This window comes from Arthrobacter sp. H35-D1, assembly GCF_030063185.1.
In the GTDB taxonomy this organism is placed as follows: domain Bacteria; phylum Actinomycetota; class Actinomycetes; order Actinomycetales; family Micrococcaceae; genus Specibacter.
In genome coordinates, this window is sequence record NZ_JASISP010000003.1 from 53,133 (window position 1) to 74,191 (window position 21,059).

A 21,059-nucleotide genomic window follows, 5' to 3' on the forward strand; every position below is an offset into this window, starting at 1 on the left:
ACGACGACGCCACGCTCCCTTTTGGGAGTTCCCCCACCAACCGCCGTGGGCAGGACTGCGGTTGGTGGAGGCCGAGGGCTACCTGGGAAATGATGCAGGCAGCTGTTGCAGCACGTATTCCCAATTCAGCAGTTCCTGCTCCAACCGCAAGAACGGCTGCGGAATGCCGTTTTGCAGATTGGTGTACAAGGCACTCTCGGCGGCGTCCAAATGCTTCAAATCGGCACGGCTTTGCTTTTGTTCGGTGCCCCAGAATTCGCGGTGGGCCAGCAGCGTTTGTTCATCCATCATGACGCTGCGAACCTGCGGAAGATGGGACCTGAGCTGGGCCAAAATGCCAAACCCGTGCGTATCAATGTCCCCCCAATACAGCACGTCAATGTTTCGCAGCCAGTGGGCTTCACGAAGAGCTGCAAAGCCGTAGCCATCCCCAAAAACAGCCATGGTGCCGGGCATGGACGGGAGCGCCAGAAAGTTGACGAGGTTTTCGGTGGTGATCACGCGGTCCACCCCGGGATTCAGCAAAGCAAAGGCCGCCGCTGTCATTTCCATGTCAGCCAATGCAGGGAACGGTGCGGTTGAGGCATCAAGAAAACGGATCCTAACGCGTTCCGGGGCAGCGAGAAATCCGTGCCGCAGTGAGTAGTTCTTACCCATCATGACCCGTCCAGGGGCCAATACTGCCAGCATTGTGTCGATGAGCCGCCGGTGTGTTTCCACGAACTTTGTGTGGACCCCGGGCAGGGACAATTGGCGCAGGTAAATCCCGGGAGCAGGATTGGCGTCCAGCCAAATGGCCACCCTGGCGGCGGTCAACGCGTCCGCACCGTGCTTGAGCAGATCCAGCGGCCGCGCAAGCGTCCAAGCCTCCAGCCTTGTATCCAGTTCGGTCACGTTCCGGGCCAACGCCGTGAACGTGGCGGCCTCGCGTCCGCGCCCCAGAAACGCAATTTCATCCGCGGCCGAGCCAAACACGGCCGCACACGGCAGCGAGTTGGCGCCAATGGTGGTGGCACCGATGGTGACGTACTCCAGCGCGGCGCCTGACGGCGCCGGTGCCCACGTTTGGGCCCACACGGCGGCCAGTGCGTAGTCGCTGCGCAACTGGGTGGCACTGGGATGTTTTATGGTTCGACGCCGGGGGTACAGCGTTGTGGGCTGGGCCGTCTCCCGCAGCAGCTCCCCGTTGTTCCAGGACCGCAGTGCTGCGGTGCGCACGTCGGCCGTGCTGGTCCATCCGGGTGTTTTAGCGGCCACGTTTGTCCCGTTCGGCCCGGTATTCGTGAATTGTCATGTTGCGCAGTTGGGAATCTGCGCCAGACTCGTTGGCTACGAATCCCACATTGGCCACGAAGGGTTCAATGACATGGATCTTTTGCAGGGGTGTGACGATGAGCAACTGGAGTTTCAGGCGCTTGAACAATTCCAGCCCGTACTTGGCCGACTCGTCCGATCCGCGCCCGAACGCTTCATCAATGACCACAAAGCGGAAGCTGCGCTGGTTGCCAGGTCCTGCCGCTATCCCGAACTGGAAGGCCAGGGCTGCGGCAAGGATGGTGTAGGCCAGCTTTTCTTTTTGTCCGCCCGATTTACCGCCTGAATCCGTGAAATGTTCGTGCTCCTCGCCTGTTTCAGTCCATTTTTCAGATGCGGAGAAGGTGAACCAGTTGCGCACGTCGGTGACCTTCGCGGTCCACCGCTCATCCAAGTTGGTGCGGCCTTCACGCCCCCGAAAACGCTCAACGAGTGCCTCGACCTGTAGGAATTTTTGTTCCGAATATTGTTCCTGTGCACCGATGGAGCCCTCGGAACACGCGCGCAGGTCGGTGCCAAATTCGCGTACTTCGGGGTCGGGGGTCGCTTGTGGTTCAAGCTGGATGTGCCGTCCTGGGTTGTATTCAATCCGAGCCAACGACTCATTGATTTCGCCAATGCGGGAAACGATGTCTTGCTTGCGGGCATCCAAAAACGCGTTGAACGCCACGATCTCATGGATGGTGTTTTGTGTCAGCGATTCCTTGAAGCGTTCGGCAAAGCGGGGCAGATCATTCTCCACCAACTGTGCCAAGATCTTGTTGAACTCTCCCGCGGCCTCAAGTGAGGCGTCAAGATCCGTGGTCTCGGATGGGTACTTGTTGCGGAAATCCGTCATGAACCTGATCGTGATTCCTTCGGCGGTGCTCATCCGCCGGCTCAGGCCGTCGATGCTCCTTGTGAGGGTTTCTCTTGCCTTGCTCTCAATTTTGCCCGTGTTCTTGTACGTCAGCACCCCTGACTCAAGTGCCGCCGCGGTGAGCCTGCCCAGTTCGGCCAACAGCCCGGCGTCGGACGTCAACGGCATTTCTGCGAGCGACTCGCGGCAGTCTGCAATCTGCTCGGTGAGGGTTCGGATGTCCGCCTTGTTGGAGCCGATCCGCTCCATCAAGGTGCGCAGCTTCTCGTTGGCCTTCTCCACGCGCGTGGCGGTTTCAGCCTCCCTGCGGGTGAGCTCGCGCAGAATGTCGCTTGAGGTTTCAAGCGCGGCTTTCTCCTCCGTCAGGCTGGCCATGGCGCGCGCCGTGGCCTGCCAGTTCAGGTCGGCGAAATTTGCGACGGTGGAAATGGTGCCGATGAGCCGCTGCTGGCGACCCAGGTTGCCCAGCTGGTTGTCGACGCGGCCCAGCCCGTCCCCTGCTGTGCGAACTTTCCCCTCGGCCTGCTCCAGGGCTGTGCGCAGCCGGGCAATTTTGTCATGGTTGTCCCAGCCAAGGACGTAGGTGGAACGGTCAGTCAGGGCCTTGCGGTCGTCCTTTTCGTGGCGTCCGCCGCCACTTTTAAGCTGGCCGTTGCTGGTCAGTGCCTTTGGGTAACGACGGAACTCTGCCATCGTTTCGCAGCACTGATGGTCAAAACGGCGGCCCAGTTCATCCAGCAGGAATTCACGCAGGGGGGTGCCCGGTTTGATGCCGATTTTTCCGGCCAGCGTGTCGGGAGCTGCAGGACGCGGGGAGGGACTCTCCCCAACCCTGAGATAGACCAGCCGGGCGCGCAAGTTGTTTGAATCAACCCAATCGCTGACGGCGGGGTAGTGCCGGCCGGTGACCAGCAAGGACAGTGCAAAGCCGTGCAGGGTGCGCTCGGCGGCGCCTTCCCAGGCAGCCTCGGATTCACGCACTTTCAGCAGCTCGCCGGCAAAGGGCAACTCTGTTTCTGCGATGCCTGTTCCATCGCAGAGTTTCTTGCGCAGAGCGATCAGCCAGCCCGGCAGCAGGTTCGCCCTGTTCAGCAGGCTTTTGAGTTCGTCCTTGTGTTCCTTGGCCTGATCCGCAGCCTCGGAACGCTGGCGGTCAAGGGCAGTGCGCTGTCCCTGGAGCTCGGTGTTGGCTTCAACAAGGTCCTTCTCCACCCCCGGCAGAGCGGCGGCGTTGGCGTCAAAAACCACCTGGTCAGCCGGTTCAAACAGACCAAGTACTGTTGCGGCGTCTGAGTAGGTGGCGTAGCGCTCGCGCTGGGCGCCGGATTCAATGGACATGCGCGCCAGCTCGGCTTCGATGGCGGCAATCCGTCCGCCACCACTGGTGCGAATGTCATCGCGGAGATCAGCCAACTCCCGGTTGAAGTTGCCCAGCTCGGCCGTCAGCGAGGTTTGCTGTTCGGCCACCTTGGCTGCGGCACGCTCCAATTCCAGCAGGTGCGCTTCGCTGAGCTGCAGTTTTCGGGAGGTGAACCAAGGGGAGAGCTGTTCGCGCTGTTGGTGCGAGTTGGCGTGGTCCACCGTGAGGGCCTGGTGGCGGGCGGCATTGTCCCTGACCGGTTCCAGCATGCGGATCTGGTCCTTGGCGCGCAAGACCGCGTTATGGGCCTTCTTCAGATCGTCAAAGTGGTGCAGCAGGTTCTTGACGCGGGTTTCTACATCGTCCTCCTCAAGCATGTTGGTGCGCACAAAGTGGGTGATGTTCTCCACCTGTTTCATGGAGACGGTGCGGTGGAACAAATCCATGGCTTGGTTGGAGCCGATGCCAAAGTGGCGTTTGAAGGCGGCTCCGTACTTTTCAAACACATCAAAGACAGCGACGCCGTCAGCGCGCAGCCTCCGTTTCAGCTTGGCCAGGTCGGTGCCAAAATCGGAGAAGTCGCCCTTGATTGACTGCTCGCCCTCGGCAATGGAGTAAAAGCGGGTGGGCTGCCCGGCCTCCTGTGTGGCCCACAGGGTGATGGCCAAGGTGATGGTCTTGTCCAAGGTGGCGTTGTGGAAGACGCCCAGCACCACTGTGAACGTGCCCGGCCCGCGCAGCGCCACCGGGCGGGAGGCGTCTCCGATGCCGCTGCGTGCGCTTTTATGGAAGCCGCGCACGTACGACATGAGGCTGCGTTCCTTCTTTTGCGCGCCGGCAGCCTTGTTGTATTCAATCCGGTTGGCTGGCAGCAAAAGGGTGGTGATGGCGTCCACCACAGTGGATTTGCCGGATCCGATGTCACCGGTGAGCAGACTGTTTTCCCCGTCGAGCCGGAACGTTCGAACGTCCCTGTTGAAAGTGCCCCAGTTGAGCAGCTCCAAACGGTGCAGCCGAAAGCCTGGCCGGGTGCCGGCGTCGTCTGCGGTGAGGTCATCCAGGCTGAAGAGGCCTGTCTGGGTTTGTGCGCTCATGTGGTGGCCGCCTTTGCCATGCTGCCGGGTGTTTTGTCGCCTTCGAGGGCGGAGTGGTAGTCGGAGAGTCGGGCGTCGAACTCTTCGAGCCACTGGGCGTCCACATAGGCCTTGAGAATGCGGGCCACCTCATAGGTCTGTTCCTGGCCCCGGAGTTTGCGCAGGAAGCCCAGCTCAGTGACTTTTTTGATGTTGCTGGACAGCTGGTCCAGTACTCGGGCCTCGTTGCTGGATTCGGGCAGGAACACGGAGACCATGTCAGCAATTTGCTCGGTGGTCATGATGAGCCGGGTTTCGCTGTTCTGTTGGTCAAATTCTGCCAGCCGGGCGCGCAACAAGGCTAGGAGCAAGCTGACGTGAAAGGTCAGCTGGCGGCGGGGAATGAGGCGGGGAAGCTCCGTGTCGGCGTCGGGATGTGAACGCAGGAATGCGTAGCCTTCGCTGTCATCAAGGACAAGCTCCAGGCCCAGCACTGCCACGTAGTCGCGGGCCTGGGCAGACAACTCCATGAGCCGCTGCCACAGTTTTTCATCGCCTTCCCGGTAGACAACGCCCTTGAACAGCTTGGTGACAACAAGGGGCAACCCGTCGGGGGTTCGTGTGGCAGGTTCCTGATTTTCATCGGGTTCCCGGGTGTCGTCGCGGACGGCTGTCATGATGGCCTCACAAAGATGATTTTTTCAACGGTGGCTTCCCGCAGGCTGCCGTCGGGGAGCGTCCAGGAAAGGGTTTGGGATGAGCCGGAGTCGATGAGTGCCGACTGTGACTCGGTGGCAAGCTGGAAATAGGTGACAAGCTCAGCCAGTCCCTGACTCAGCGGGAAAGCGTCCGTGACGTCAGAGAGTGTGGCTTGTTCAGCGTCGGCCAGAACCGAATCGATGTTGGATTCCAGCTTTTGCGGGTCAACATGGAACTGGTCAAAGAGTGCGTGGGCGTCCACATCCAGGTCCTCGGCGACGTCGACGGCGTCGTTGATCGGTGTTTGGCGGCTGGGTTCATAGAGTGGGCGCTCGAAGGGTAGCGAGACGGGTACGTTGTGTCCAGCCAGGTCGGCAAAGGCGCCCTGCGGAGGGGTGGTGCGGACAGCGACGGCGCTTGATTCAATGTTGCGGATCAACGCCATGATGCGCTTGTTTTCAAGGAACACCTTGTCATCGAGCAGGCGCCGGATTTGGGCCGACAGCTGGCGAACCGTGGACTGTGTCTGCTCCACGGCCGGCAGCCAGTCGTTCTGCATGGACGTGATGGATTGCAGGCCTTCCTGCGTGGCGAGTGCTTCGATTTGGGTGGCGCGTTCCAAGAGTTCGTGCAACTCAGTGCGTAGCTGCGGGGACATCAGGTAATCCCAAAAGCCCTGGAAGGTGCGCCCCTGCAGGGAACCACTGATGTCCTGCTGAGAGGAGAAGATTGACTCGAGGAGATCGCCCTGGCCGCCTTCCCAGCGGGAGATCTGTTCGCGCAGCTTGCGGTCAAGCTTGCGGAAGTTCGCCTCCACTTCACGGAAGTCTGAGAGCAGGTCCTTGGCTTGGGTGCTCAACTGGTGGAAGTGGTCCACGGCTTCGGGACCGGACATGACAGGGACGGTGCCGGAACGGATCAGTTCCATTTGCGCATCAATGTCATCGCGCTGGCTCTGCAGTTCAGCAAGCCGTGCTTCGGGGTCGGTTTCTGAACCGTGGACCAAGGTTTTGAGGAGAGTGAAGATGCTGGACAGGCGTGACTGGGTGGGGACAAAGTCGCGTCCACGCAACGATTCAACCCAGCGGATCACGTCTTCGGTGGAGGCAGTGAGGTCGTAGACGGGCTCGTCCCGGTTGTCTGCGTAGAATTTTCTCAGCCACGCCTTGCCAGGTTCGGCCCAGTCATCGAGATATTCCCCCGCTGAGCGTGGAAACCTGTCCTCGCCCAGGGAATCCCTCAAGCTGAACAGAACATCGTCCAGGACTTCGATCAAGTCCTGGCGGCCCAAGTTGCGCTGGTTGGGGTCAGTGAAGGCCGTCATGAAGAATGTCAGGGCCAGGGGTGCGTTTTGGGCGCGCAACAGGGACCATCCAGCGTGGTTCTCACGCAGGGAGTTGATCGCAAAGTAGTCCATGACGAAACGCTCCAAAAAGTTGGCTATTGCCTCAATGTCAATGGTAGGCGCAGGGGCAGACAAACGGTCATCGATGACGGTGTGGCAAGTGGTGTTCAGGCCGGATGGCAGGCTGCAACGCCAGACTCCCAAAGAATTCCCAATTTTTTAGGAGTTGGGACTTCACTAGATTCCGAGAGTGTGTGGCAAGTTGGGGTTGGCTTGCCAAGTATTGGCACGCCCGTTCTTGATGCGGGTGACATGTCCCAGCGCGGCAAGCTCATTCAGGTCATTTCTGGCTGTTTGGTCGCCTATGAGGTATCTGTGGGCATAGCTTGAAACCGACGTGCTGTGGGAGTCGTCTCGGGCCAGTCATTCCAGAGTGTCGATTTGGCGATGGTTCAAGCTGAGGCCTTCAGAGCGCAACGCCATCCGTACGGACCGGAGCTCCTGGGACTTCGCGGCCAAATGCGCATCCAAGTCGTTGAGGGCGCGGAGAAACACTTCCAGCTGGTAGTGAATGAAATACGTCAGGTCACTCTCATCGTCCTCCGTATACAAGTAGCTGATGGCGTACTTGGACGGCGCTTTCCGAAGAATCCGGGAAATGGTCACATATTCCGAGAGCCAATATCCTTCCTGCAGCATGCTCCAGTAGAAAAGTGACCGGGCAGTGCGGCCGTTCCCGTCAGCAAAGTAGTGGTCATAGCCAAACATGAAGTGGATGATGATGGCGCGAACGTGAGGTGGCAGATAGCCGGTAGTGCTGTCCTGGTCGTTGGCAAAATCGGAGAGTTCCTGAAGGCGTTGCGGCAACTCCCCGGCGGGTGGTGGCATGTGAACCTGGACGTCCTGGTCCCGGACGGAAACACGAGTGTGTTCGGATGTCTCCAAGCGACCGGCATCATTGGGATCGTCAAGGGTTCCTTCAGCCACGAGCCGGTGCAGGTGAAGAACCCGATCGGGGGTCAAGGGCTCCTCGGCTGTCTCCTTGATATGGGCCATGGCGACATAATTATTAAGGATCATGGTCTCGGACTTGTCGGAAGGCGCCCGTCCGGTTTCCAGCAATTCCTTGGCGGCTCGTCGTGAGGTGGACGCACCTTCGAGCTGATTTGAGGTAATGGCCTCTTCCACCAATGATTTTACGATGTACTGATTGCGTCCTTGTGTTGACAGGACACGCTCCGCTGCTCCCACCTGCCCGCTGGCGCGGCTGGAAATCTCTTCACAAGCCTTCAATATTTTGTCGGTCAGGACGAACGAGAACGGGTTTCCGTGCTTGTCCCGCAAGCCAACCACGCGCCGCTGCTGACGGCGCTGAAATTTGATGCCTAGCCACCGGTCTTCGTGGTTCCATCCCTCCGGCGGCGTCCGGTAACGGAGCTGGTCCCAGTGCAGATATGCGGAGTCGTCAAAGGGTGTGCGAAGAATGCGTGTGAGCTTTTCGGTGTCGCCAGCACTGGCAATGGCATCGAATGCCACGTCGAAACTTGGTGCGGGCATTGGCAACTTCATCTTAACCCCCAACGAATCCCCAATTTTTTTGGGAGTTGGGAGTTCACTGTTTGCCACGGAATGTCGGAGCGAAGATTCAAGCAGTGGAGTGTTCGCAGCAGTCGAGCCTCAAGAGGAGTCGAGCCGTTTTCCCCCGCTCAGATTATTCCGTTGTGGTTCGGCGTGGCTGACTGGGAGGCCCCGCAATGAATGGGGTGAAGTCGCACGCCTGCGCGGGCAGGGAAGAACCCCGGCGATACGCACCAGCCAAAGTCTCCTGCCCGGCGTCAACACGTTGCGCACGAAATTCACTGCCCGGGACGGCGGGGCTGCACTTGCCCAAGACCATGAGCAGACGATGCCGGATCAACAGTTCCGCCCACGACTCCCGTTCCCGGGCCGATGTCTTCGCCATGGCTTGGCTTTCAGCCCAGCCCGCCCAACTCGCCACCGGCCATGACTTTCCAAGCAGCGGGCATGGTCCTTCGCAGCCGCGGCGACTTTGGCTAGAGTTGGTGGGGAAAAGTGAACGGCTCCCCAACTGAAGTCAGGAAGCAATGGCAAAGAAGACCACGCGGACGGGCAAAGCCCAGAACCGCGGCACCTCCGTCAGTGCACTCCGTGCCGAGCGGGCAACCAGCTCGGTCACCAAGGACTTTGTTGACTGGTGCGTGAAAGAGCATGATTTCCCGGCTGAAACCGGGCTCGCGTTACTGGAACCCGTGGCGACCCTTGCTGCCGCCTACTTTGAGTCCACGCCGTCGTCTGACGTGACGAGCTTTGAGCCGGTTCCCTTCCGGCTTGCCTTTGCGCAGCTGATGGCAGGCGTGGATGGCCAAGACGAAGATGAGCTGGACTTCATCTTTGAATCCGTGCACCTGTACATCGAGTTTCTTGCCGAGACCGGGGCCTGGACGGGACCCGAAGAGCACCTGCTTGCCGTCCACTCCCTATTCCATGGGGAATCGGAGGAAGGCGGCATCCCGCAGATCATTGCCCCGGAGCTGACGCCGGCGCAGGAATTGGAAGGGCTCGCCGGAACGGAACTGGCACGCCGCATGGAGGCGCTGCTGGGCTGGTTGGGAGCGGGGAAGGATGTCACCTCCACGGGTGCCCTGCGGCTGAAGGACATTGAGGGAGCCGCGGCTGCCATCGGCGTCCGCGTCAAGGGGGTCAAGCCGTCAGACAAGTACCTGCCTGAAGTACTCTTCGGCGGTGGGCAAGTGCCCGGCGATGCAGTCCGCAGCGTGAAGTCCATGCACGAGGAGCCCAAGCTAGCGCTGTTCTGGACGGCCCTGGAAGTTGCGCAGCTGATTGACGTCGGGGCCACCCGGGCATGGCCCACCCCGTGGACGGAGGCTTTCCTGGAGCAGCCGGAGCTTGAGGGGCGCGAAGTGTTGCGTGCGTTCGCCACGGCGTTCGTTGCCGTGTCCATGCAGCCAGGGGAACTCTGGGACCCGGCCGTGATCGAGGCTGCGTCCGTCAAGACCGCCATTTTGGTGGCCGCCACCACTGACACCCCTCCGCAGATGGAGAGCATTCACACGATGCTGACCGTTGGCGTTGGGCCGGTTGAGGACGAACACACTGGAACGCTGGTGCTGGAGGACTTGGCATATTTCGCCGAACTGGGCCTGATCACGGTGGGAACACAGGTGGAAGTGCCTCCGGCGCTGGTCATCTGCATGGCGGATGCGCTCGCCGAAACCATGGACGGCATGGAAGGCGGGAAAGACGATGATGAGGATTTCGATCCCTTCGGTGTCAGCCCTGCCTCCGCCAGCACGCTCAAGCCCAACCCCAAGGCTCCGATCCTGCAGCTGAAGGTGTCGATCAAGCGGTCCAGCCCGCCCGTCTGGCGCAGGCTGCTGGTGCGCACGGACCTTTCCCTCGGACAACTGCACCACATCATCCAGGCGTCCTTTGAATGGCTGGACTACCACCTGCATGAGTTCCGCGTGGGCGGCTATCCGGGCACCGTTTACGGAGTCGTGGGCGAGGCGAACCACTTTGACGACCCGCCCCTGGACGAGGCCGGCACCGCCATCGGGGAACTCCTGGCCACCGAGCGCGACACTGTCGCGTACACCTATGACTTTGGTGACGACTGGGAACACGGCATCACGGTGGAGAAGGTCCTTCCCGCCGATGCGAACGCCCCCGCTGTGCGTTGCACGGGTGGTCGCGGCCGGGGTCCGGTCGAAGATTGCGGGGGCGTGTGGGGCTGGTCGACGGTCGTTGAAGCCGTCAACGATCCCGCCCATGAGGAGCACGAGGAATACCGGGACTGGCTGGGCATGGTTCCAGGAGAGCACTTGGATCCCAAGGAGTTCAACAAGGACGAGCTGAATGAGGACCTGACCTATCTCTTCTGACCTGCTGCGGCCTGCATCGTTTCCCACGCACGACGCCGGAGCGTTGCCTTCGAGCAGCAGCTCACGTTTCGCTTGACGGGAGTGGCCAGCCTGGGGGCTTGGCGCTCAAATGACGATGTTGCTGCCGAAACCAATCTGGGCAGACGCAGCCGCAATGTCGGCGAGGATGGCTGGGGAGTTCAGCGGCACCGAGAGCTCGGGGGCCGAAGGGAAGGCGTCCGTGGACCAGACCGCGAGCACGTCGTGTCCGCCGAGGACAGCCGACGGGGCGACGATCCCGCCAAGGTCGGGCCAAGCAGCATGGATGGCCCGCGCCCAAGCCCTTGTCCGTGCCTTTTCCTGGAAAATCACTTGGGCTGAGCCACCCGCCTTCAGCAACCACTCCCCGGTGAAGTCCGCCAGGACCACGTCCTGCCGTGTCAGGAAGGCGGTGAGGTAAGGTGCGTTTGCGTCCACATCGACGAAACGGGTGAGCTGAAAAGTCTCAGCGAGGCAGGTGGGCACGTCGCGGCCAAGATAGGCTGCGCCCAGCTGTGCATGGTTGCCTTGGCGCAGCGGATGTGGGTCCCACCGTGCCGTGGGAAGCGGACCCCACGTCCGGATCTGGTTCCACGGCAGGGTGTGGAGGGACGCGGTCTGGTGGATTCGCCACATCACAGAGCCCTGGGGGACTGCATGGGTCTTGATGTCGAGCGCACGCAACTCATGGATGGCAGGCGGATACTGGTCCACAGTCAGAAACCGGATGAGACGTCGTTGGCGATTGAAACAACCGGCTCCGCGTCACCGCCGGACTCCAGCCACTGCTTGGCCGAAGTTGCTTGCCCATCGATGACCAGGTCTGGCTGCGGCGTTTGAAAGAAACCTGCAATGGTTTGCGGGTGTGCATCCCGGGGGAGGACCGCAAGGACGGCTGCAAGGCTGGGGATGGCTCGGCCTGTGGAGACCGAAAATTGCCATGCTGGAAAGTTCAACTTTCCTTGGCGCTCATACGAGTAGAGCCTCCCCGCGGTTTTATAGTGCCTGATGGTCGAGGACGACAAATTCAATTGTTGCCCTACTTCCTCGGCGGTCAGGGCAGACGCGTCGGAAACCAGAACCGACACGACATTGGCAGCAGCAGCAGCAGCGGCCGCGCCTTCATTTTCGGCAGTGACGCCCGAGTTGGCATCCCAGAATGAGCGGTCCCGTACCGAGAGACTGACTGTGCCGGAGCCCCGCAGCTGGTCGTCGAGGGCATCGGTGAGGTCAGCTTCGGTAAAAGCGGGTTCGCGTGCCGCAATCCAAGCAGACACGGAACCCTCGCCCGGCATCCTCTTGTTGTTGGGCTTGATTTCCTTCACGTCCATGGTGTCCAAACCTCCTTACGCACAGTTTATGCCAATGTTGACAACTGTGAAAGTGCTCGGAGTGGAGTCTCAGATGGACGATTGCAGCAGTGTGGCGCCTTCAGCGAAACGTGCTCTGCGGATATGACTGCGCCCCAAGACAGTGCGGCGCGCATTGAGTGAGAAGCCGGGCTCACGGTAGTAGAAGGAACGTACCGTAAGCGGGCGGTATCCCCCGCGGGCGGGGACCCACACAATGCCCACTTTCATCCGGGGGCAAGCCTCCGGTGCAGTTCCGGGAAGTTCTTGAATCTTTGATTTTCGTCGTCCGCGCGGAGGCCGGCTCACATTTGATGGAAAGAAATCGCCATAGCTGGACCGGACGAAGAAATCCAAGATCAGCTGAAGCCCCCGAACTTCAGTTGGGGGCTTCCCAGTTCGGGTCCCAAAGCCGGGGACCTCAGGAGCCGGCCGCACCACTCTGTTGCCGAGCAGGCGCTTCAGGTTCTGGGTGTCAACATCCCCGCTCGACCGCTCGGTCATCGCCATCAGGACTTTTAGCGAGGGATCGGCGACTTCTTGGGGCGGACGCTCGGCGCAACAGGGCTCGGTTGGAGCCGTTCTCGGACAAGCTTCAGCTCAAATGGGTTGAGCGTTTGCAGTGCGGCGAGCACGCGGGGCGGATCGGAAGTTCGGAGCAGGACTCGCGTTCATCCCGGCCGGGGCGATCTCATCTTCCTGGGCGAGCTGCCATCCCATGGCGTGGCAAGCTGATCCAGGGTCAGTCCCTTCCCGCCGGCTTCGGAAAAGCCTGTTCCCGCTTACGCCTCCTGGCGCGCCGACTCGATTTCCTCGGCCCGTTCGGCGTTGGCTTCCTCAGTCAGGCGGGCCCCTTCGGCCGCATCCAGGGTCAGGTTCTCCCCTGTTTTGGGATCGAAGAGGTGCAGCCGCCGGGTGTCCAGCCACAGATCTGCCGGTCGGCCGCCGCGAATTTTGCTGGCGGCGTCCAGCGTCACCACCACTTGGGGACGCAACTCGTCGGCGTCCATGTCGCGTGCCAGGCTGTTGAGCATTTCCCGGACTTCCGGGGCGGGATCGAAATTGATGTAGCCGTATTGCTCGTTGCCCAGCCATTCCGTGTGCGTCAGTTCGGCGGTGAAGGTGGAACCGTATTGCAGCTTGTGTTCCTCCACGAGGGAAGCGTCTTCGAAGAACTCCGGCCGCACGCCGACCAGCAGCACAGGCAGGTCCTTGCCCTTGGCGGCTTTCTCAGGGGAGATTTCGATGTTCCCGAGAGTAGTTTTGAGGGTGTTGCCTTCCAAGCTCGCCGGCAGGAAATTCATCGACGGTGATCCGATGAACCCGGCCACGAACAGGTTGACGGGCTGCTCGTACAGCTCGCGGGGAGAAGCGATCTGTTGCAGCTCGCCCTTTTTGAGCACGGCCACCCGGTCGCCGAGCGTCATGGCCTCAGTTTGGTCGTGGGTGACATAGACCGAGGTGGTGGCCAGCCGACGCTGCATCTGGGAGATTTCCGAACGCATCTGCCCGCGCAGCTTGGCGTCTAGGTTGGAAAGCGGCTCGTCGAAGAGGAACGCGTCTGCTTGGCGCACAATGGCCCTGCCCATGGCAACGCGCTGTCGCTGTCCGCCGGAAAGGTTGGCCGGCTTGCGTTGGAGATGGTCCGTGAGCTCCAGCATGGTTGCTGCCTCAGTGACCAGCTTCTGGACGTCTTCCTCCTTGTGCTTGCCCTTGGCCAAGCGCAGCGGAAAGGCGATGTTCTCAAAGACGGTCAGGTGCGGGTAGAGCGCGTAGTTCTGAAAGACCATGGCCAGGTTGCGGTCACGGGGAGCTTTGTCATTGGAGCGCTCCCCGTCAATCAGCAGTTCCCCCGACGTGATGTCTTCCAATCCCACGATCATGCGCAGAATGGTGGACTTGCCACAGCCTGAGGGGCCCACAAGGATGACGAATTCGCCGTCGGCGATGTCGATGCTGACATCGTTGACTGCTGGAAACCCGTCCCCGTACTTCTTCACGATGTTGTTGAGGGTGATAGCTGCCATGCTCGCGATCCTATTCTGTGAGTAAGGGGTTTCAGCCCTTGACGGCGCCCTGGGTCAAGCCTGAGACAATTTGGCGCTGGAAAAGCAGGACCAGCAGGACCACGGGAATGGTGACGATAATTGCTGCGGCTGAAATGGCGCCCGTGGGCGCCTCGAACTGGGATGCGCCGGTGAAAAATGCCAGCGCTGCCGGAACTGTGCGCGCCGTTTCGGTGGAGGTTAGCGAAATACCGTACACAAAGTCATTCCACGCGATGAAAAACGCGATGATTGCCGTGGTGAAGACCCCGGGTGCGGCCAGCGGGACAATTGCCTTGCGGAACGCCTGCCACGTGGTGGCCCCGTCAACTTGAGCCGCCTGCTCAAGTTCCCAAGGGATCTGGCGGAAAAAGGCTGCCAACGTCCAGATGGAGATGGGCAGCGTGAGGGACAGGTAAGGGATGATCAGCCCCGGCCAGGTGTCATACAAGCCAATGTTGCGCCACAGGTTGAACAACGGGGTGACAATCGAGATAACGGGAAAGATGGAAACAGCAAGCGCGGTTGTCAGCACCACCTTTTTGCCGGGGAAATCCAGCCGGGCAATGGCGTAGGCGCACAGCGTGGCCAGCACGACGGCGATGAAGGTTGCGATCAGTGCGATCCCAATGGAGTTGCGCAGCGCCGAGAGGAACAGCCCTTGCGCGTCGCCAACCAGGATCTGCTTGTAGTTATCCAGGGTCCCTGCGCCGGAGGACGGGAGGAATTTCCCCGAGGTGAGATCACTGGGGGACTTGAAGGATGTTGACAGGATGGACGCCACGGGGAACAGCGCGTACAGCAACACCAGCACGGCGATGACCGCCCAGGTGATTTTTTGTTTTCCGCTTGTCATTACTTGTCTCCCTGAGTTCCGGCGAGATCCACCTTGAAGAGTTTGATGGCGACAAAGCAAATAATCAGCACGCACACGAACAGCAGTACTGAAATGGCAGAACCCAGCCCGATCTCCAGCCGGGAGATGGAGGTGCGGTAGGCCAGCAGGGACAACACTTCCGTGCCGTGGGCGCCGTTGGTCATGATGAAAACGTTGTCAAAGATGCGGAAGGCATCAAGGGTGCGGAACAGGACGGCCACCATGATGGCGGCTTTCATGTTGGGCACAATGACCTTGCGCATTCTCTCCCACCAGGTGGCGCCGTCCACTTGGGCGGCTTCCGTCAGTTCACTGGGCACCTGGGCCAGTCCCGCCAGCAGCAGTAGCGAGATGAAGGGGGTGGTCTTCCAGATCTCCGATGCCATGATGACAGAGAGCGAGGGCCAGAACTCGGCGAACCAGTTCAGGTCCGGGCTGATGCCCGGTATCCAATCAAACCAATGGTTGATGTAGCCGGAGTTGATGTCGAAAGCGTAGAACCAGGCGTAGGCCGACACCACTGTGATGATGCCGTAGGGCACCAGGATGGCGGTGCGCAGCAGCCCGCGCAGGGATTTTATCGCCTTGTCCATCACCAGCGCCAAGGCAAAGCCGAGGATCAGTTCAATAATGACGGTCACAACAGTGATGATGAGAGTGACGCCCAGATCCCGCCACCAGATGGGGTCTGAAAGGACCGTGATGTAGTTGGCGAACCAGATGAACGTCGTGTCATCCGGGGCGGTCAGTCGCAGGGAGAACAGCGAGTCCCAGAAGGCCTGGAGGATGGGGTAGAGGGTCACGGCCAGCATCACGATGAACGCGGGGCCGGCAAGATACCAGCCCAGCCGGCGTTCGGACTTGGCCCGGTCACTGAGATTGGCCCGGCGGCGCTGCCTCGTGGTTGGGGCGACGGACTTGGACTCCTTGGTTGAGGTGGTGCTCACAGCAGCCTGTCCCCCCTAAGTACGGCAAGGATGAAATCTTGGGATTCCTGCGGAGTGGTTGTGGGATCCACCGAGGCCGGTGGTGTCCATCGTTGCTGCAATCCGGTGGAGATCTCGTTGTAGAACGGGGTCTGTGGCCGTGGTGCAGCGAGCTTGAGAGATTCACGGATTGTTTTGGCCATCGGGAACTGCTTTCCCACACGGGGGTCGTCGTACGCGGTGGAGTTTGAGGGAGGGTTGCCGTTTGTCACAAAGTAGGTTGCTTGGTTCTTGGGTGTGGTGATGCATTCGATCGCTTTGTAGGCGAGCTCCTTGTTCTGGCTGTGGGAGCCGACTCCCAAGTTGATGCCGCCCAGCGGAGGTGCAGTGTCCTTGTCAGCATCCACCCTCGGGTAGAGCGTCCAGCCGATGTCGTCAAGGACGTCTTGTTTGACGCTGCCTGCCTTCACGGCTGCATTGGTGGCGGGCCAAACAAACGGGTAGTTGACCATGAACGACCCTTTGTCTCCCTGAAAGAGGGTCATGGAGTCGTTTTCCGTGGATGTGGGAAGGCCAGGGCCGCCAAGGTTCTCCTTGCCGATGTTGCCGATGATCGTTGCGGCCTCCTTGCCGGCCGGGCTGGTCAGGCCCAGCTTGATCTCATCAGCCTTGGCTCCCGAATTCAGGAGGATGTGACCGCCTGCGGATTCGATCAATGCGTTGATCCACACGGTCATGGACTCAGCTTGGGCGCCTTGGACTCCGAGGAATTTTTTCTCGTCGCCAGCCGCCTTCATGAGCTGGTCCCAGGTGACCGGCTTGGTCATGTCGAGCCCGGCGGCCTTGGCAACGGACTTGCGGTACCAGAGGATTTGCGTGTTGGCCCAGAACGGAACAGTCACCAGCTTCTCGTTCCAGGTGGCTCCTGCCTTGGCCCCGTCCAGCACGTTCTTGGATGCCCGTTTTGCCACGTCTGCGGGCACGGGAGCCAGGAATCCCGGTTCGGCAAGTTCGGGAATGAACGGAGGGTCAATGCTCATGATGTCCAGGGATGAATCACCTGCCGCCAGGCGACGGGCCAGCTGTTCGCGCTGGGCAGCTGCATCCTTGGGGAGAAGGGAAGTTTCGATCTTGTAGGCGCCCTTGGCGTCGGTGGTGCACACCGCAGCAAGGTCCGCTTGACCGCCGTCGTCCGGGTTGATGTACCAAGTGAGGGTGGGGACGCCGTCGGAGGGTGCACATCCGGGCAAGAGCATGGTGCCAACTGCCAGCGCCGCAATCCAGGCCAGAGATCTAAGCCTTCGCCGTTTCCCGCCTGCACGATTCGTGGCGGCACTCGTCTTTGGCATATTTACGTTCCCTCCCAACGTAGCCGTCAACCGGACCCTGTTTGAAAGGCTCCGGCCGACTGTGATCTCCACCATAGTCGCGAGGGGTGCCCTTGGCTATGGTTTTTGGGAGGTGTCCTCGCAGTCTGTCCGCTGTGTCAAGCGGTTGAGCCGGATAGTCAAGGCGGGTAGCAGCGTGGCGTCTTCAAAGAACCGTGCACCGCGGATGTGGCGTTGCACCAAGACAGTGCGAGGTGCATTCGGCGGGGAACCCGGGTCCGCGGCTGTCAGCGATCATGGTCCGGAGGCTGGCAACTGTGAGAGTTGGAGGTTGGCTTGGGGCAAGTGTCCGAACTCGTGCCTAAAGTCCCTGAGCCAAGCTGTTTCCTTATCCGCTGGGTCGGATCTTTCAATAAGCTTCCAGGCAAGACGGAGTTGGCTGGGATCCTGAATCTGCCACAGTGGACGGGCGCCCCTCACGGTCCCACCCGACGGCATAAATTCCGGACTCGGCGGGAATGTCTTGAAGTGCCAGATCTCCGAGCCGGATGAAGCCCTCAAAGCCTTGCACTCGAAGTCCCGCGATGCTGGCCAGTTGATCCCTGTCGCTGAGCGCCGTCAACCCCGCGCCTCCGCAAACCTTGGCGCCATGGATTCCATCTGCTCCATGACCAGCTTGATGGCCTCAGGCTGCTTGTCCGGCGGGTAGCCATTAATGACCAGCAGCCGTTTGATCGAGGAGCGCAACTTGGCCCGGACGTCGTCGCGCACGGTCCAGTCAGTCCGGATGTCGCGGCGCATGACGCCCACCAGCTGGCGGGCGATCTCCGCCAGCTTTCCCTCTCCCATGACGTCGACTGCGGAGTCGTTCTCCGAAACTGCGTCGTAGTATGCCAGCTCATCAGTGTTCAGGGGCGGGTCAAAGGCGTTGCCTCGGTTGGCCTCGGCGGCAATCTCCTTGGCCATCTCCACGAGCTCGGCAATGACCTCGGCGGAGGTGAGCTGCTGGTTCGTGTACTTCTTCATCAGCTCCGTGATCCGCTCGGAGAAGGCGCGCTGGCGCACAATGTTGTTCCGTGTGGTCACCACGGATTCCTCGGCCACCAGCTTCCGCAGCGCCTCAATGGCCAGCTGCGGGTTCTTGGCCGCTTTGGTCTTGGCGATGAACTCAGGGGTGAGGTCATCCAGCGACGGCTTGGGCATGCCGGCGGCGGAATAGATGTCCAGCACCTCCCCGGATGCGGTAGCCCCGGCGATGAGTTCGCCCAGTAGGCGCTGGATCTCCTCCGGGATGGGCTCCCCGGACGCCTGCCGGTCGGCGGCGTCGAACTTGGCCATCCAGACGCGGATTTCCTCGTACATCTGTACTTCGGGCCGCAGCTCGGCCAGTGTCACGGCGCCGGAACACAAGGCCCACGCACGGGACAGCTGCCCGCTGAACCTCCTGTACTTGGAGGCCAACGTTTCATCCTCCGACGGCGCGTTCCCCGGTGTCGCTGGATCGCGCAGGTAGGAGGTGGCCCCGGTGGCGGCATTGATCCACGCCTTGGGGCCACCCTTCTGCAGCACGGCCTTCCAATCGAAACCAGCCAGCAGCTGGCGCAGAGTCCCCAGGACGGAGACAGTCATGGACACGGCCTCGTCCACGTCCTTGCCCACGGGCTTGTTGTCTCGGTCAGATTTCGTATATTCGCCCAGTGCCTTGGCCAGGTTCTCGGCCAGCGGGGCATAAGCCACCAACAGGCCATCCTCCTTGCCCTTGAACGTGCGGTTCACCCGGGCCAGGGTCTGCATGAGCAGGGCACCCTTCAATGGCCGGTCAAGGTACAGGGTGTGCAGTGGTGGGGCATCAAAGCCAGTGAGCATCATGTCCTTGACGATCACCAGCTCCAGTTCATCCTCGGCGTTCTTGAGTCGGGCCTTGACCACGGCGTTTAGCGAGTCACGGCGCACATGGTTGGACACTGGAGGGGCGTCTGTGGCGTCCCCTGAATAGACCACCTTGATGCGGCCCTTGTCCAGCTCGTCGGAGTGCCAGTCCGGGCGCAGCTCCACGATGGCCGTGTACAGCTTGGCGCAGATCTCCCGCGTGCCACCCACGATCATGGCCTTGCCGGGCCCCTCGATGAACTTGTGCATGACGGCCCGGCGGCCCTCCCAGTGCTGCACCAGATCCGCGGCCAGCGCGGCAATGCGCTCCGGAGCCCCGTAGACGGCATTGACGACGGCGACGCTCGCCTCGATGCGCGCCCGCTCGGTCACGTCCAGGCCCACCGTGGCGTCATCGGCGGCGGTGTCCAGCTGTTCCTCAGTCACGGAGCCGGCCAAGCCCACCTTGATCAGCCGCGGCTCGAAGTAGACGGGCACCGTGGCGCCGTCCTCCACGGCGCGGGTGAGGTCGTAGATGTCGATGTAGTCGCCAAAGACGTCGCGGGTGTTGCGGTCCGCGAAGGAAATGGGTGTGCCGGTGAACGCGATCAAGGTCGCGTGGGGGAGGGCGTCGCGGAGGTGGCGGGCGTAGCCGTCAAGGTCGTCGTAGTGGCTGCGGTGCGCCTCGTCCACCACCACGATGATGTTGCGGCGGTCGCTGAGCAGCGGGTGGTCTGTGCCGGCTTCTTTTTCGGCTTGGCTGCGGCCGAACTTCTGCAACGTGGTGAAGTAGATGCCGCCGGTGGTGCGGTTGCCTAGCTCGTCGCGGAGTTCGGTCCGGCGCCGGATCTGCTGGGGTGTCTCGGGCAGCAGCTGGCTTTGCAGGAAAGTCTCGAAGAGCTGGCCATCGAGTTCGTTGCGGTCTGTGATGACCACCACGGTGGGGTTTTTCAGCCGGGGATGGCGGATCACGCGGTTGGTGTAGAGCTCCATTTCCATGGATTTGCCGGAGCCCTGGGTGTGCCAGACGACGCCAGCCTTGCCGTTGGATTCCACCGCCTGGACGGTGCTACCCACGGCCTTGGTGACGGCGAAGTACTGGTGGGGCTTGGCAATGCGCTTGCTCAGCCCGTCCGCGTTTTCGTCGAACGCCGTGAAATCGGTGAGTAGCTGCAGGAACCGTTCCTGGTTGTACAGGCCCAGCAGGGCCGTTTCCATTTCCGTGACGGCCTCCCCATCCAGGGTGAGTCCCGGCGGTACGGGCACGCCGTCGTCGTCCACGTTCCAGGGGGAGAAGTGGTTGAACGGGGTGAAGGGGGTGCCGTATTTGGCCTGGATGCCGTCGCTGGCCAGGGTGAAGACGCAGAAGCGGAAGGCCATGGGGAATTCGCGCAGGTACGTTTGCAGCTGGGCGTGCGCGCCGGTGAGATTGGCCTGTGCACTGCCGGCCTTCTTCAGCTCGATGACGCTCACGGGCATGCCGTTGCAATACAGCACGACGTCGAAGCGGCGTTTGTAGTCGCCGGTCACCAGGGTGACTTGGTTGACGGCGAGCCAGTCGTTTTGGTCAGGATCGACGCTGAGCAGGTGGATGGTGGCGTTGACGTCCGTGCCGTCGGTGTCGATGTAGCTGAGCTTGTAGCCGTTGACCAGGTAGGCGTGGATGCGCTGGTTTTCGGTGATGGCATCGTTGGATTTGGGGGAGGTGATTTCCGCCAACGCCTGTTTCACATACTGCAGCGGAACTGTCGGGTTGAGCATTTGCAGGGCTGCGAGCATGCGGGGGCGGATGAGCAGTTCTGACCAAGATTCGCGCTCTCCTCTGCCCGGAGCGATCTCGTCTCCCTGGGTGGGGCGCCAGCCCAGCGGCTCGGCAAGCTGCTCAAGGGCCAGGCCCTCCCAGTCGGCCTCGGAAAAGCCTGTTCCTGCCAATGCCATGATTGTTCTCCCCAGCGTGCTTTCGGATTCAATGTTGACCGTACCAGCCGGTGGTCTCCAAAGTGTTGTCGTGAACCGGTATGCAGGGTTATCAGCGCTGCCCGATGGCCGTGCCAGGATGGTTGAAGCAACTCCC

The 21,059-nt window shown here is 61.1% G+C and carries 14 protein-coding genes; 1 reads left to right on the forward strand and 13 read right to left on the reverse strand.

The genetic code is table 11. The annotated features are described in order from the left end of the window. Positions 1–78 precede the first annotated feature (78 nt). The 6 genes from QMG25_RS05435 to QMG25_RS05455 form a co-directional block, all read right to left on the reverse strand. A complete protein-coding gene (locus tag QMG25_RS05435; RefSeq protein ID WP_283458026.1) occupies positions 79–1,257 on the reverse strand; it encodes a Wadjet anti-phage system protein JetD domain-containing protein in 1,179 nt (392 codons plus the stop codon). Continuing rightward, positions 1,247–4,627 (reverse strand): ATP-binding protein, encoded by a 3,381-nt coding sequence (locus tag QMG25_RS05440; RefSeq protein ID WP_283458028.1) that lies wholly within the window; start codon positions 4,625–4,627, stop codon positions 1,247–1,249. Before QMG25_RS05440 ends, QMG25_RS05435 begins: the two co-directional genes overlap by 11 nt. Further along, positions 4,624–5,283: a DUF4194 domain-containing protein gene (locus QMG25_RS05445; protein WP_283458030.1), complete on the reverse strand. Its 660-nt coding sequence runs from the start codon at positions 5,281–5,283 to the stop codon at positions 4,624–4,626. Before QMG25_RS05445 ends, QMG25_RS05440 begins: the two co-directional genes overlap by 4 nt. Next, entirely contained in the window at positions 5,280–6,722 is a 1,443-nt protein-coding gene (locus QMG25_RS05450) for a DUF3375 domain-containing protein (protein ID WP_283458033.1), read from the reverse strand. The genes QMG25_RS05445 and QMG25_RS05450 overlap by 4 nt, the downstream gene beginning before the upstream one ends. A 165-nt stretch (positions 6,723–6,887) precedes the next feature. Beyond that, positions 6,888–7,073 carry a DeoR family transcriptional regulator gene (locus QMG25_RS20495; RefSeq protein ID WP_502866360.1) on the reverse strand — a complete coding sequence of 62 codons (186 nt, stop codon included), beginning with the start codon at positions 7,071–7,073 and terminating at the stop codon, positions 6,888–6,890. Beyond that, positions 7,074–8,207 (reverse strand): Fic family protein, encoded by a 1,134-nt coding sequence (locus QMG25_RS05455; protein ID WP_283458035.1) that lies wholly within the window; start codon positions 8,205–8,207, stop codon positions 7,074–7,076. A gap of 548 nt (positions 8,208–8,755) precedes the next feature. Between QMG25_RS05455 and QMG25_RS05460 the strand changes: the two genes are divergently transcribed. Further along, positions 8,756–10,573, forward strand: a complete 1,818-nt coding sequence (locus QMG25_RS05460; protein ID WP_283458037.1) for a plasmid pRiA4b ORF-3 family protein — start codon at positions 8,756–8,758, stop codon at positions 10,571–10,573. A gap of 105 nt (positions 10,574–10,678) precedes the next feature. Here the strand turns inward: QMG25_RS05460 and QMG25_RS05465 are convergent, their stop codons facing one another. The 7 genes from QMG25_RS05465 to QMG25_RS05495 all read right to left on the reverse strand — a co-directional run bounded on the left by QMG25_RS05465 (position 10,679) and on the right by QMG25_RS05495 (position 20,923). Then, complete coding sequence (locus QMG25_RS05465) at positions 10,679–11,305, reverse strand: RES family NAD+ phosphorylase (RefSeq protein WP_283458039.1); 627 nt, start codon at positions 11,303–11,305, stop codon at positions 10,679–10,681. A gap of 2 nt (positions 11,306–11,307) precedes the next feature. Further along, positions 11,308–11,922: a hypothetical protein gene (locus QMG25_RS05470; protein ID WP_283458040.1), complete on the reverse strand. Its 615-nt coding sequence runs from the start codon at positions 11,920–11,922 to the stop codon at positions 11,308–11,310. Between the two features lie 800 nt (positions 11,923–12,722). Further along, positions 12,723–13,967 (reverse strand): ABC transporter ATP-binding protein, encoded by a 1,245-nt coding sequence (locus QMG25_RS05475; protein WP_283458042.1) that lies wholly within the window; start codon positions 13,965–13,967, stop codon positions 12,723–12,725. A gap of 31 nt (positions 13,968–13,998) precedes the next feature. Then, positions 13,999–14,841 (reverse strand): carbohydrate ABC transporter permease, encoded by an 843-nt coding sequence (locus QMG25_RS05480; RefSeq protein ID WP_283458044.1) that lies wholly within the window; start codon positions 14,839–14,841, stop codon positions 13,999–14,001. Beyond that, positions 14,841–15,809, reverse strand: coding sequence for a carbohydrate ABC transporter permease (locus tag QMG25_RS05485; RefSeq protein WP_283458046.1), 969 nt, complete (start codon positions 15,807–15,809; stop codon positions 14,841–14,843). Before QMG25_RS05485 ends, QMG25_RS05480 begins: the two co-directional genes overlap by 1 nt. Further along, positions 15,806–17,137 carry an extracellular solute-binding protein gene (locus QMG25_RS05490; RefSeq protein ID WP_283458048.1) on the reverse strand — a complete coding sequence of 444 codons (1,332 nt, stop codon included), beginning with the start codon at positions 17,135–17,137 and terminating at the stop codon, positions 15,806–15,808. The genes QMG25_RS05485 and QMG25_RS05490 overlap by 4 nt, the downstream gene beginning before the upstream one ends. Before the next feature lie 597 nt (positions 17,138–17,734). Beyond that, positions 17,735–20,923, reverse strand: a complete 3,189-nt coding sequence (locus tag QMG25_RS05495; protein ID WP_283458050.1) for a type I restriction endonuclease subunit R — start codon at positions 20,921–20,923, stop codon at positions 17,735–17,737. Positions 20,924–21,059: the final 136 nt, after the last annotated feature.

Excerpts from the sequence above, each read along its gene's own strand:
- QMG25_RS05440 (WP_283458028.1), bottom strand. The coding sequence starts at position 4,627 with ATGAGCGCACAAACCCAGACAGGCCTCTTCAGCCTGGATGACCTCACC.
- QMG25_RS05445 (WP_283458030.1), bottom strand. The coding sequence starts at position 5,283 with ATGACAGCCGTCCGCGACGACACCCGGGAACCCGATGAAAATCAGGAA.
- QMG25_RS05450 (WP_283458033.1), bottom strand. The coding sequence starts at position 6,722 with ATGGACTACTTTGCGATCAACTCCCTGCGTGAGAACCACGCTGGATGG.
- QMG25_RS05455 (WP_283458035.1), bottom strand. The coding sequence starts at position 8,207 with ATGCCCGCACCAAGTTTCGACGTGGCATTCGATGCCATTGCCAGTGCT.
- QMG25_RS05460 (WP_283458037.1), top strand. The coding sequence starts at position 8,756 with ATGGCAAAGAAGACCACGCGGACGGGCAAAGCCCAGAACCGCGGCACC.
- QMG25_RS05470 (WP_283458040.1), bottom strand. The coding sequence starts at position 11,922 with ATGGACGTGAAGGAAATCAAGCCCAACAACAAGAGGATGCCGGGCGAG.
- QMG25_RS05475 (WP_283458042.1), bottom strand. The coding sequence starts at position 13,967 with ATGGCAGCTATCACCCTCAACAACATCGTGAAGAAGTACGGGGACGGG.
- QMG25_RS05480 (WP_283458044.1), bottom strand. The coding sequence starts at position 14,841 with ATGACAAGCGGAAAACAAAAAATCACCTGGGCGGTCATCGCCGTGCTG.
- QMG25_RS05490 (WP_283458048.1), bottom strand. The coding sequence starts at position 17,137 with ATGCCAAAGACGAGTGCCGCCACGAATCGTGCAGGCGGGAAACGGCGA.
- QMG25_RS05495 (WP_283458050.1), bottom strand. The coding sequence starts at position 20,923 with ATGGCATTGGCAGGAACAGGCTTTTCCGAGGCCGACTGGGAGGGCCTG.